The sequence below is a fragment of the Pseudomonas sp. PAGU 2196 genome (assembly GCF_022179005.1).
Classification (GTDB): domain Bacteria; phylum Pseudomonadota; class Gammaproteobacteria; order Pseudomonadales; family Pseudomonadaceae; genus Aquipseudomonas; species Aquipseudomonas kermanshahensis.
In genome coordinates this window covers 235,819-248,464 of sequence record NZ_BNTL01000011.1, presented here as the reverse complement: position 1 = coordinate 248,464, position 12,646 = coordinate 235,819, and the positions used below count along the sequence as shown (strand labels likewise).

At 64.5% G+C, this 12,646-nt stretch carries 10 protein-coding genes; 2 read left to right on the top strand and 8 right to left on the bottom strand.

Annotated features, from left to right (window positions below; translation table 11 throughout):
- Positions 1-9: 9 nt before the first annotated feature.
- From MFF34_RS11390 to MFF34_RS11380, 3 genes are read right to left on the bottom strand one after another with little or no spacing between them, the layout of a single operon-like run.
- Complete coding sequence (locus MFF34_RS11390; protein ID WP_027593442.1) at positions 10-339, bottom strand: NIPSNAP family protein; 330 nt, start codon at positions 337-339, stop codon at positions 10-12.
- A complete protein-coding gene (locus MFF34_RS11385; protein WP_238213646.1) occupies positions 339-2,057 on the bottom strand; it encodes an FAD-dependent oxidoreductase in 1,719 nt (572 codons plus the stop codon). The genes MFF34_RS11390 and MFF34_RS11385 overlap by 1 nt, the downstream gene beginning before the upstream one ends.
- On the bottom strand, positions 2,054-2,881 hold the full coding sequence (locus MFF34_RS11380; RefSeq protein ID WP_238213644.1) for an SDR family NAD(P)-dependent oxidoreductase: 828 nt from the start codon (positions 2,879-2,881) through the stop codon (positions 2,054-2,056). The genes MFF34_RS11385 and MFF34_RS11380 overlap by 4 nt, the downstream gene beginning before the upstream one ends.
- A 177-nt stretch (positions 2,882-3,058) precedes the next feature.
- Here MFF34_RS11380 and MFF34_RS11375 point away from each other — a divergent pair, with 177 nt between their 5' ends.
- Positions 3,059-3,973: a helix-turn-helix domain-containing protein gene (locus tag MFF34_RS11375; protein WP_238213642.1), complete on the top strand. Its 915-nt coding sequence runs from the start codon at positions 3,059-3,061 to the stop codon at positions 3,971-3,973.
- Here MFF34_RS11375 and MFF34_RS11370 read toward each other — a convergent pair.
- The 5 genes from MFF34_RS11370 to MFF34_RS11350 form a co-directional block, all read right to left on the bottom strand.
- Positions 3,962-4,735 (bottom strand): IclR family transcriptional regulator, encoded by a 774-nt coding sequence (locus MFF34_RS11370; protein WP_238213640.1) that lies wholly within the window; start codon positions 4,733-4,735, stop codon positions 3,962-3,964. The genes MFF34_RS11375 and MFF34_RS11370 overlap by 12 nt on opposite strands.
- A gap of 70 nt (positions 4,736-4,805) precedes the next feature.
- Positions 4,806-6,263, bottom strand: coding sequence for an amidase (locus MFF34_RS11365; RefSeq protein ID WP_238213638.1), 1,458 nt, complete (start codon positions 6,261-6,263; stop codon positions 4,806-4,808).
- Positions 6,260-7,570, bottom strand: a complete 1,311-nt coding sequence (locus MFF34_RS11360) for a citrate-proton symporter (protein ID WP_186703780.1) — start codon at positions 7,568-7,570, stop codon at positions 6,260-6,262. Before MFF34_RS11360 ends, MFF34_RS11365 begins: the two co-directional genes overlap by 4 nt.
- 80 nt (positions 7,571-7,650) lie before the next feature.
- Positions 7,651-8,826 (bottom strand): M20 aminoacylase family protein, encoded by a 1,176-nt coding sequence (locus MFF34_RS11355; RefSeq protein ID WP_238213635.1) that lies wholly within the window; start codon positions 8,824-8,826, stop codon positions 7,651-7,653.
- A gap of 296 nt (positions 8,827-9,122) precedes the next feature.
- Entirely contained in the window at positions 9,123-9,944 is an 822-nt protein-coding gene (locus tag MFF34_RS11350) for an RHS repeat-associated core domain-containing protein (RefSeq protein ID WP_238213633.1), read from the bottom strand.
- A 159-nt stretch (positions 9,945-10,103) separates the two neighbouring features.
- Between MFF34_RS11350 and uvrA the strand changes: the two genes are divergently transcribed.
- A complete protein-coding gene (gene uvrA, locus MFF34_RS11345) occupies positions 10,104-12,620 on the top strand; it encodes an excinuclease ABC subunit UvrA (protein WP_238213631.1) in 2,517 nt (838 codons plus the stop codon).
- Positions 12,621-12,646 lie beyond the last annotated feature (26 nt).

Genomic DNA, 12,646 nt, shown 5'->3' with positions numbered 1-12,646 from the left:
CAGGCAGCATTACCGGTTAACGAGGCTGGGCAACCGCACAGGCCGGATGATCCGGGTCTCTTGGGCCACGACCAGATCGCGGGTGGCCTGCAGGTAGGCTGCGAAGTCCGGGTCAGCGTCCCGCGCGGCGCTGCGTTTTTCGAAGTCATCGAGGCTGTCATAGCCCCACAAGTGCACCACCTGGTTGAGCGGGCCGATGCTGCTGGTGTAGAACGCCAGCGGCGCACCGAGATGGCGCAGCAGAATCGGCATCGCCAGCTGGTCGAAGGCTTCGAGAAAGGCCGCCATGCCACGTGGGCGGATGGTGTAGACCCTGTGATCGACGACAGGCTTGTCCATCATGCAACCTCCCGCGCGTTGCCCGCTGTCGCCAGGCCTTGTTCGACGCCCGCCAGGTGGCGCCCGGTGATGTAGCCAAAGGTCATGATTGGCCCCAGGGTGATGCCCGCACCGGGGTAATTGCCGCCCATGATGCTGGCGCGGTCGTTGCCGACGGCGTACAGGCCGTCGATGGCCTGCTGATCGGCACCCAGCACTTCGCCGACCACGCTGGTGCGGATGCCGTCGAAGGTGCCCAGATCACCCATGATCACCTTCACGGCAAAGTAAGGCCCCTCGGCCACTGGGGCCACGCACGGGTTGGGCGTGTGCTGCGGGTCGGCCAGGTAGCGATTGAAACGCGTGGTACCTCGCCCAAACTGGCGGTCCTCACCCTGAACGGCGCCCAGGTTGTACTCACGTACGGTCTGCTCCAGCCCGGCGGCATCGATCCCGGCCTTGCGCGCCAGCTCGGCGAGGCTGCTGCCCTTGAGCAAGTAGCCGTTACGCAACAACGGCCCCAGCGGCATCGGCGAGGGCTTGGCGAAACCCAGCCCGTACTTGGCCAGGGTGCGCCGGTCACAGACAAGCCACATGGCGGTTTCCGCTTGCTCTGCACACGCCTCGATCAAAGCGGCGCCCACGTCGTGGTAGGAATTGGATTCGTTGGTAAAGCGCTTGCCCGAGCGCAACACGCCGATCACACCGGGCTTGTAACGGTCGAGCAAATGGGGGAACGCGACAAATCGCCCTGCCCCCATCGGCACCTTGGACACCGGCATCCACGCCGCCGCCGCTTGCAGGCGGATATCGACCTTGGCGCCCATCGTTTCAGCCATGCGCGCACCATCACCCGTGTTGCCTGCTGGCACCGGCGAAAAGTGCTCGCCACCCCGACGCACATGCGGGTAGGCCTGCTTCAACCGCTGCACGTCATGGGAAAACCCACCACAGGCCAGCACCACGCCGCGCCGCGCCTCGATGCGCAGTTCGCTGTCGCCTTGTTTCGCCAACACGCCAGTGACCCGATTGCCTTCACGCAACAGGTGCCTGGCCGGGGTCCCGGTCAAAATCGGAATGCCCAGGTCCAGCGCCGACTTCACCAGCCGCGCCGCCAGGGCATTGCCGCTGGTCACCTGAGTGCCGCGCCGGTACAGCGCCAACTCCTTGAGGTGGGTCAGCAAGCGCTTGGCCACATACACGAACGACGTCAGCGAGCGGGTGGCATTGAAGAAGTGCTTGAGGTCGGCATTCGACGAATTGAACATCATGCCGATGAAGGTGATGGTCTTGAGCGGTGGCCGCAGGCGTGCCATGTCGGGCCCAAGGCCGCGGATGTCGTAGGGCGCTGCCAGTATCGAGCGCCCGACATCGACGCCACCTTCCACGTGTGGGTGATAGTCGGGGTACAGCGTGGGGACGAATTTGACGGCGGTCTCGCGCTCGAAGAACTCGACCATGTCTGGCCCGTGACGCAGAAACGCCTTGACCGCCACTTCGTCGAAACAGTCGCCGGTTTCGTTGCGCAGGTAGGTCAGCGCCGCCTCATCGCTGTCGTTCATCCCATGCCGGTTGCCCGGCACCCACAGCACCCCACCGGAGAACGCCGTGGTGCCGCCGAAGCAGTCGTCCTTTTCGATGACGACCACATCCAGGCCGTGTTTTTTCGCAGTGATCGCCGTCGCCAGGCCGCCGGCCCCCGCCCCCACCACCAGTACATCGCAGGTGCGTGTGTTCATGCGCGTACGCCCTCGAAACCGGGGCGCGGGATCAACGCCATGGGCATGCTCTCCAGCCCACCATCGACCGTCAGCTCGGCGCCGTTGATGTAGTCGGCACGCGGGCTGGCAAGAAACAGCACCGCCTCGGCGATGTCCTGCGGCTCGCCGATGCGCTGGTTGGCGGTCATGGCGCTGCGCTGGCGTTCGATGTGCGGGTCCGCGTAAAACGCCGCCGACAGCGGCGTACGGATCAACCCCGGGCACACCGCGTTGCTGCGTACCCCGCGCGGCCCCCACTCCACGGCAATCTGCCGGGACAGCATGCTGACCCCGGCCTTGGCCGCGCTGTAGGCACCACTGTTGGGTTGAGGGTAATGGGCCGCGATCGACGCTACATGCACGATGCGCCCCTGGCCTCGGGCAAGCATCAAGCTGCCGAAGGCCTGCGAACACAGCAGATAGCCGCTGAGGTTGACCGCCAACACCTGGTTCCATTGCTCCAGGGTCAGCACGTCGAGCGAACCCGGGCGCAGCACACTGGCGTTGTTTATCAGTACATCGCAGCGGCCGTGCAGCGCCTGCACCTGTGCGGCGGCCTGGCTTACGCTATCGGGGTCGGCGATGTCGCATCCCAGCGCGCTGACCTCGCCGACACTGTGCTCGCCCAAGCTGGCCGCCAGCTCACGGCACTTGCCCAGGTCGCGGTCCAGCAACACCACATGGGCTTGCTGTTCGACCAACGCGGCAGCCAGTGCCGCGCCAATGCCGCCGGCCGCGCCGGTCACTACACAAACGGCTGAATCCAGGCCCAGCCAGTGAGCGCTAATCTTGTTGTTATGCATGCTGCTCTCCAGAGTGTCGCTTCATCTGGCGAACAGCCTAGGGCTGACAGGCACCCGTGCAGAATGGACAAAACCTGCAACCAGCCCCACATTCCCGACAATTTGCTGCACCGCCCCTGAACCTGTTCAGCGGCTGTGGCACAGTAGCCGGGTACCGATCAAAACAATTACAACACCATGAACAAGATCCCCAATTACGCCCTGTACGGTGAGACTGCACAGCCGGTGTGGCACGAGTCGCTGCATGTGGAGTCGATCTCCAAACGCTCCGGTGCCCACAACTGGGAGATCGCCGCGCACCGTCACGAAGGCCTGCTGCAGTTGCTGTACCTGCAACGCGGCGGCGGTGAAGTGCTGTTCGACAGTGACCGCATTCAGGCCCAGGCGCCCTGCGTGGTGTACGTGCCGGCGCAGGTGGTGCATGGCTTCCACTGGGCCGGTGCGGTCGAGGGCCAGGTGATCACGGCGGCGCAGCACCCGCTGGAAAGCATCGCCCAGGTACTGGCGCCGAACCTGCTGGCAACGGTCCGCAAACCGCAGGTGATCGCCCTGCCCCACTGGGAAGCCGACGAAGACCCCCTGTTGCCGTTGTGCCGGGCCCTGCACGAGGAATACCACAACCGCGCGCGCGAGCATGTGGCCAGCAGCATGTCACTGTTGCTGGCGCTGCTGATCCAGGCGCTGCGCCACGAACCACAGGCCAGTGGTAACGGGCGTCGCCCACCGTCCAGGCGCAGCCAGCAACTGACCGGGTTCCGCGAGCTGGTGGACATGCACTTTCGCGAGCATTGGTCGTTGGGGGCTTATGCCGCTGAACTCGGGCTGACGTTGGCCACGCTGGGGCGGCTGTGCCAGGAACACCTGGGCATGACCCCGATGAATGTCATCAATGCCCGGTTGGTGCTGGAGGCCAAACGGGCGCTGGGGCATTCAAGCCTCAGCGTGAAAGAGATTGCCCACGACCTGGGGTTTGTCGATGTGGGGTATTTCAGCCGGTTTTTTCGCAAGCACTCGGGGGTGAGCCCGAGCGGGTTTCGCGACGCTGCGTTGGCCTCTTCGCGGGCCAGTCCAAGGCTTTCTTCAAGCCTCTAGCGCATGCTGCACCTGGCCCACTGTCGCCGCCAATCGGTCCAGGTGCAGGCTCAACACCCGCTCCACCGGCGCCTGGTCCACCGGCCAATGCAGGGCGATGCTGCCCGCCAGTTGCCCCTCGACCCGCACCGGCAAGGCGATCGCCCGGATCAGAAATGGCAACCGCACCGGGTATTCCCAATGCCCCTCGGTTCGCTGGCCGAAGCCCTTGTGCGCATCCTCCTCGATATCGCGCAACAGGCTGTCATCACCCAACCGTTGGTGGCTGGCCAAGCGCTGCACTTCGTCGCCGTCCAGCTCCCCCAGGCACGCGCGCCCCATCGCCGAATGGAACAGGCTGGCATGGTGGCCGACGATCTGGCAGTTGTTCGGGTAGCGCTTGCGCAACACCTGAGGGATGGCGCTTTCCATCACCTCCAGCCGCTCGCCATCGAAGCACGACAGGTCTGCCACCAGCCCGGTGCGTTCGCTCAGTTCCAGCAGCCAGGGCGCCGCCTGCTCCACCAGGCGCCGCTTGAAGCGCAGTTGGCGGTCGCCGAACAGGCGCCGAGCACACAGGCGATAGCGCCGGTCGCTCAAGCCCCGGTAGACCCACCCCTGCTCCTGTAAGGTGGCGAGCATGCGCGAGACCGTGGCCTTGGGCAGCGCCGTCAGGTAGTGCAGTTCTTCAAGCCCCAATGCCTGGTGTTCGCCCAGCAAGTCGACGATGGCCAGCGCCCGCTCCACCGAGCGTACGCCACCACTGTCTGTCATGTTGCCCATGTGTCTGACCTCCCTGTCACTTGGCGGGTTGGTCATCATGCACAGCAAGAACCGCGCCTGCCCAGGGCCTTTACGCAAGTTGCAAGCACGGCGGCGGCCGCCGTTCGACCCAGTGGGTCAGTTGCTCATGGGCATGGGCCAGTTGCAACACCGCGTGGTCCGCCTGGGCCGGGCCAATGATTTGCAGGCCCATCGGCAACCCCGTGGTACTGAAGCCCACCGGTACACTGATGCTCGGCAGCCCTGCCAGGGTCGGCCCGATTACCACCTCCATCCAGCGGTGATACGTGTCCATCGTTCGCCCTGCGACCGTCTTCGGCCACGCCTGCTGTGCATCGAAAGGGAACACTTGGGCCGAGGGCAACAGCAGGAAATCGTAACGTTCGAACAACCTACCGAGAGCCTGGTACCACGCACTGCGGTCTATAGAAGCCTGGTACACCTGCGCCGCACTCAGGTGCAAACCGCCCTCGACTTCCCACTGCGCCTCAGGCTTGAGCAGGGCGCGCTTGCCGGGGTCGGCATAGGCCGCGCCGAGGGTACCGTGCACCAGGAAGTGGCGGTGCGTCAGCCAGCATTGCCACAGGCGCGCCAAATCAAAGGCCGGCTGGCAGGCCTCGACCTGGCAACCCAGCTCGGCAAAATCCGCCAGGGCCGACTCGCACAAGCTCAGCACCCCGTCTTCCATCGGCAGGTAGCCGTCATAATCGCCCAGCCAGCACAGCCGCGCGCCCTTGAAGTCGCGCTGCAACCCTTCAGCGAAATCAACCTTGCCGCCACTCAGCGACAACGGCACCCGTGCATCGAAGCCTGCCTGGGTCGTCAACAACCGCGCGACATCGACCACGCTGCGCCCCATCGGCCCTTCGGTGGCCAGTTGCTGCAGGAACACCTCCGGCGCCGGTCCATGCGGCACCCGCCCCTGGGACGGGCGCAGGCCGAACACGTTGTTGAACGCCGCCGGGTTGCGCAGCGAGCCCATCATGTCGCTGCCATCGGCCACCGGCAGCAATCGCAGGGCCAAGGCCGCCGCGGCCCCGCCACTGCTGCCACCGGCCACCCGGCTTGGGTCGTAAGCATTGAGGGTGGTGCCGAACAGGGTGTTGTAGCTCTGCGAGCCCAGGCCGAACTCCGGCACGTTGCTCTTGCCGACGATGATCGCCCCACTGGCCCTGACCCGCGCCACGCTTACCGCATCGTACTTGGGCACCTGCTCGGCGAACAGCGGCGAGCCCAACGTGGTGCGCAGCCCGGCCGTGGCAGCCAGGTCCTTGATTGCCTGGGGCATGCCATGCATCCAGCCCCTTGACTGCCCCCGCGCCAGCTCACCGTCGCGCTCATCGGCTTCGGCCAGCAGAGCCTCGGCCGAACGCAGCGACACCAGCGCATTGACCTGCGGGTTGAAACGCTCGAGATGGGCGAGGTACGCCAGCATCACCTCACGGCACGATACTTGGCGGGCATGAATTGCGCGGGACAACGCCTCGGCATCCAGCGCTACGATTGGGTCGATGGCTAGCGGCTTCACGGTTTCACTCCAAGGTTGAACGCGACAGCTTTACCCGCACGTGGCGCTTCTTTCAGGCAGTAAGTGCCCAACAGCGTCAGCAGGCAAGCGAACAGTACATAGAAAGACGGCGCCACCGGCGTGTTCAGGGCTTTGCTCAGCCAGGTGACGATCAGCGGCGCAAAGCCGCCGAACACCATCACCGCCACGTTGTAGGCCACCGATACCCCGGTCGAACGCACCTCGACCGGGAACTGCTCGGCGAGGGCAGTCGGCGCCGGGCCAAAGAACCCGCCGATGGCGGTGCACAGCAGCAGCTGCATCACCAGCAGGCGCTCGATCGACGGCGCCGCCGCCACCCACACGTACAACGGATAGACCATCACGAAGAAGGCCAGGGTGAAGGCCATCAGTACCGGGCGCCGGCCCAGCCGGTCAGACAAGGCCCCCGCCAGCGGGATGACCACGGTCATCAGCCCCACCGCAAGCATCTGCACCAGCAATACCTGGTCCAGCGGCAACCCGAGGTTCTTGTGGGCGAAGGTCGGCATGTTCACCAGCACCACGTAGAACGATACCGTGGCGCCACACGCCAGGCCCATCGACACCAGCAGGCTGCGGCGGTGTTCACGCAGTACCTGCCACAGGCCCGGCGCCTGGCCCTTGGCCTGTTTACGCGCCTCGAGGAACTCTTCGGGTTCTTCCATGTGCTTGCGAATCCACAACCCCACCGGGCCAATCAGCAGGCCAAGCACGAACGGGATTCGCCAGCCCCAGCTGTCCAGCGCCTCAGGCGTGCACAGGTGCGTCACCAACGCCACCATCGCTGCCCCCGAGAACACCGCCAGGCACTGCCCCACCAGTTGCCAGGAGCCATACAGGCCTTTGCGATGGGCGGGTGCGCTTTCCACCAGAAACGCTGTTGCGCTGGCGTATTCGCCCCCTGTGGCGAAGCCCTGGAGCATGCGCGCCACCACGATCAGCAACGGCGCGCCCATGCCGATGGCGAGGTAGTTGGGCGCAAAGGCGATCATGGCGATGGACACGGTCATCAGGCGGATGATCAGCTGCATGGCCGCCTTGCGGCCTTTGCGGTCGGCGTACATGCCCAGCAGCACGCCGCCCACCGGGCGCATGAAAAAGCCCACGCCGAAGGTGGCCAGGGCCATCAGCAGCGAGGCGTATTCGTCGTCGGAGGGGAAGAACTGCCGGGCGATGATGCTCGCCAGAAAGCCGTACACGATAAAGTCATACCACTCCAGCGCATTGCCGATGACGGCAGCGACCACCTGCCGGGTACGCGACACGCCTGTGCTCGAAGTCTGCATAGGGAACACTCCATTCATCTGTTGGGTGATGACCCAGGCGCAGCCGCGCCCAGGTTCCAGCGGCAGTCGTCAAAGAAAGGTCAGGCGGGTTCGAGCCAGCGCTCGGCAAGCGCGCCCCAATAGGCGGCGCCGGTCAGCAGGATGTCATCGTTGAAGTCATAGGCCGGGTTGTGCACCATCGGCCGCGACAGGCCATTGCCGATGAACAGGTAGGCACCTGGGCAACGTTGCAGCATCCAGGCGAAATCCTCGCTGCCCATCAATTTGCGGGTGTTGCCGTCCACCGCGTCGGCACCGAGCAGCTCCTCGCCCACTTGTTGGGCGAAGGCGTTCTCTGCGGCATGGTTGACCAGTACCGGGTACGCCGGCCGGTGTTCGATGCTGGCGCTGCAGCCAAAACTCTCGGCTTGGCTAACGATGATCGCGCGTACCCGCGCCAGGGTCTGCGCCCGCACCTCGGCATTCAGCGCCCGCAGGCTGAGGCGCAGCACTGCCTGCTGCGGAATCACATTGGCCGCCTCGCCCGCCTGCAGTGCCCCCACAGTGACCACCGCGGCTTCCTGGGCATCGATATTGCGCGCCACTACCGTCTGCAACGCCATCACCACACTGGCCGCTGCCACCAGCGGGTCGACGGTCAGGTGCGGCATCGAGCCATGCCCGCCGACGCCTTCGAGGGTTACGCTGAGCAAATCCTGCGAGGCCATCATCGGCCCCTCACGAAAGCCCAGGTGCCCTGCCGGCAGCCCCGGCATGTTGTGCATGCCGAACAGGGCATCACAGGGGAAGCGCTCCAGCAAGCCGTCGGCGAGCATCGCCTCGGCACCGCCCTGGCCCTCTTCGGCCGGCTGGAAGATCAGCGTCAGCGTGCCATCGAACTGCCGGGTCGCCGCCAGGTAACGTGCAGCGCCCAATAGCATGGTGGTGTGGCCATCATGGCCGCAGGCGTGCATGCAGCCTTGGTGCCGGCTGCTGTAGGCCGCGCCGGTGGCCTCTTGGATCGGCAGCGCGTCCATGTCGGCGCGCAGCCCCAGCTTACGTGGGCTGCTGCCGTTGCGCAGCACTCCCACCACGCCGGTCTTGCCGATACCGGTGTGAACCTCGTAGCCCCAGGCTTGCAGCAGCCGGGCGACTAGCGCCGAGGTGCGGCTTTCTTCAAAACCCAGTTCCGGGTGTGCATGGATGTCGTGACGGATAGCGTGCAGGTCGCTGGCCACGTCATTGAGCCAGGCCAGGATGTGTTGATGTCGGGACATGCGGAATCTCCTTGCGCGGGTATGTTCCCGTTCTTGTTGTTCGCGTTGAGATCACGACGGGGAAGGCAGGTCGTGTTGGCTGACAGATAAACGCGAGTGATGGGGGGAGCACAATCGAATGTGGTTCCACAGGGTGGAACTGGGCATGGGGGATTGCATGCGGGCCGCCAGGGGTACGGGTTGAGATCTTTAGCGCCTAGGAGATCGAGCGCCGCCCGCGCGGCGCTTCGCAGCACAAGTCTGCTCCATCTATTTCGGGCCAATTATTTCTGTGGTATGGCGCTCGGGCGACGTACCTAACCGCCGCCCCTCACTGCTTTAATTTGTACCAACAGGACCTTCTCTGGCATGGGGCTAAGGATTGCCGACTCTTGACCACGCATGCGATTCCAGCCAGCAGCTTCTTTCAGCGACTCCCAGGCCAGCTCACCCAGCGGGAGCCTGTTCGACCTGGCCTCTTGAATCGTCGACTTTAAATCGGTGTGCAACTGTCTCAACTTGCCCACACCTGCCACAGATGCAGCCCCTATGCCGACTAACGTGGATGCCTCACTCGCTATCGAACCCATTGGAAATGCATAGGCCATCGCAACGCCAGGGACTTTTGTCAACGTACTCACCAACCCTCCATTGAATATCAATGCATTGTTAGTGCGGCTCGATGCATCGTATTCCGGTGGCACAGGCCTCCCTTGGGCCTTGGCAACCGATCTTCTGACGATAGTTTTCGAGGCTTTATTCAACGCAGACAACATACCCACAGTTCCCCATACCAAGCCTGTCCCCTGGCCGAGTATGCGCGTAGCGGAATGGCCGTCACGGTCGACATTGTTGATAGGATCCCCCAAGCAGTACGCATAGGCATTGAGCCCACCTCGGCCGAAAGGGCTAAAAGCATCCGGGCTGTAAAAGCGCATCAGCCCTGTACCATAGGCACGCTTGCCGTTACCAATCAGATAACCATTTGGCAGTAGCGCATTCGGTTCTCCAACAAACGCTAAGCGTGGGCCGCCCCTGCCCACGTGATAACCATAGGGCGCATAAGCCCGCAATGGGGGGGCCCTGAACATCTGGAGCGAGGGTTGCTTATCATTGGGTAATAGTGACGTTGTTTGCATGTTTCGAGCCTGCTCAACCTGTGTTTAGAGGGCCAGGCTATTCATATGAATTGGCGTACATAACTCGCAGAACTACTGAAGGGAATCATTTCCCCGGCACTGTCTTTGCTGTTACTGGTACCTTTGGCGCACCGTGCAGCCACAGCCTAGGACTGCGTCATGCCCCCAAGCCAAGCCACCCCAAACGGTTTCGTCCGCGTCCGTGGCGCCCGCGAGCACAACCTCAAGAACATCGATGTCGATATCCCCCGCGACGCGCTGGTGGTGTTCACCGGCGTATCGGGCTCGGGCAAGTCTTCGCTGGCCTTCTCCACCCTGTATGCCGAAGCCCAGCGCCGCTACTTCGAATCCGTCGCGCCCTATGCCCGGCGCCTAATCGACCAGGTTGGCGTGCCCGATGTGGACGCCATCGAAGGCCTGCCGCCAGCGGTGGCGCTGCAACAGCAACGCGGCACGCCCAGTGCACGGTCCTCAGTGGGCAGCGTCACCACACTGTCCAGCTCGATCCGCATGCTTTACTCGCGCGCAGGCCATTACCCGGCCGGGCACGCGATGCTGTATGCCGAAGACTTCTCGCCCAACACCCCCCAGGGCGCCTGCCCCGAATGCCACGGCCTGGGCCGCGTCTATGAAGTGACCGAGGCAACCCTGGTCCCGGACCCTTCACTGACCATCCGCGAGCGCGCGGTGGCGGCCTGGCCCATGGCCTGGCAGGGCCAGAACCTGCGCGACATCCTGGTAACCCTGGGCTATGACGTTGATATTCCCTGGCGCGACTTGCCACAAGCGCAGCGCGACTGGATCCTGTTCACCGAAGAAACCCCCACCGCCCCGGTGTACGCCGGCCTGACCCCGGCGCAAACCCGCGCCGCCCTCAAGCGCAAGCAGGAGCCCAGCTACCAGGGCACGTTCAGCGGCGCCCGGCGCTACGTACTGCACACCTTCATGCACTCGCAAAGCGCGCAGATGCGCAAGCGCGTGTCGCAGTTCATGCGCCCAAGCCCCTGCCCGCTGTGCGCGGGCAAACGCCTCAAGCGTGAAGCGCTGAGCGTGACCTTCGCAGGCCTGGACATCGCCGAGCTGTCGCACCTCTCGTTGCAAGCGCTGGCCGAGGTGTTCCGCACGGTGGCGGCGCCGGCCTACCTGGAACAGCAACAGGACGACCTGACCCTGGAAAAACGCCTGGCCGCCCAGCGTATCGCCCATGAGTTGCTGGCGCGCATCGACACCCTGCTCGACCTCGGGCTGGGCTACCTGGCCTTGGAGCGCAGTACCCCGAGCCTGTCCTCAGGTGAGCTGCAGCGGCTGCGCCTGGCCACCCAGCTCAACTCACAACTGTTCGGCGTGATCTATGTGCTCGACGAGCCTTCGGCCGGCTTGCATCCTGCCGACAGCGAGGCCTTGTTCGAAGCCTTGCAGCGCCTGAAACAGGCCGGCAACTCGGTCTATGTGGTGGAGCACGACCTCGACACCATGCGCCGCGCCGACTGGCTGGTGGATGTTGGCCCTGCCGCCGGTGAACACGGCGGCACCATCCTTTACAGCGGCCCGCCCGAGGGGCTCGCCCAGGTCGAGCAATCGTGCACCCGCGCCTACCTGTTCAGCAAGCACGCCCAGGCCGTTCGCACACCGCGCCAGGCACAGGACTGGCTAGCACTGGAAGGCATCTCCCGTAACAACCTCGACAACCTCAGCGCTCAGTTCCCATTGGGGTGCTTCACCGCCGTGACGGGTATTTCCGGTTCGGGCAAATCCAGCCTGGTCAGCCAGGCGCTGCTGGAGCTGGTCGGCGCGCACCTGGGCCATGCCGAACAGCCTGCCGAGCGCGAAGAACAGAGCCTGGAGGACGACCCCGAACAAACCAGCAGCGGCCGGGTAAAGGCAGGGCTGGGCAGCATCAAGCGCCTGGTGCAGGTCGATCAGAAACCCATCGGCCGTACCCCCCGCTCCAACCTGGCCACCTACACCGGCCTGTTCGACGCCGTGCGCAAACTGTTTGCTGCCACCGACCACGCCAAGGCGCAAGGCTTCGATGCCGGGCGTTTCTCCTTCAACGTCGCCAAGGGCCGTTGTGCAACCTGTGAGGGCGAAGGGTTTGTCAGCGTCGAGCTGTTGTTCATGCCCAGTGTCTACGCGCCCTGCCCAACCTGCCACGGTGCCCGCTACAACCCCGAGACACTGGCGGTGACCTGGCAAGGGATGAACATCGCCCAGGTGCTGCAACTGACGGTCGAACACGCCCTGGCGGTGTTCGCCGAACAGCCGTCAGTACGGCGCAGCCTGCAAGTGCTGCAGGATATCGGCCTGGGTTACCTGCGCCTGGGCCAACCGGCTACGGAGCTGTCTGGCGGTGAAGCGCAACGCATCAAGCTGGCCACCGAGTTGCAGCGCACGGCGCGCGGGGCGACGTTGTATGTACTGGATGAACCCACCAACGGGCTGCATCCCCAGGATATCGACCGGCTGCTGGTGCAACTCAACCGCCTGGTCGATGCCGGGCACAGCGTAGTGGTGGTCGAGCATGACATGCGCGTGGTAGCGCAAAGCGACTGGGTGATTGATATCGGGCCAGGGGCTGGGGATGCGGGGGGCAAGGTCGTGGCCAGTGGCACACCGCAGGCCGTCGCCGGGTGCGTTGAAAGCCGTACCGCCAGCTTCCTGGCCAAGGCGTTGTAGCAGTGCTGGGCACCGGCCTCGCCGGT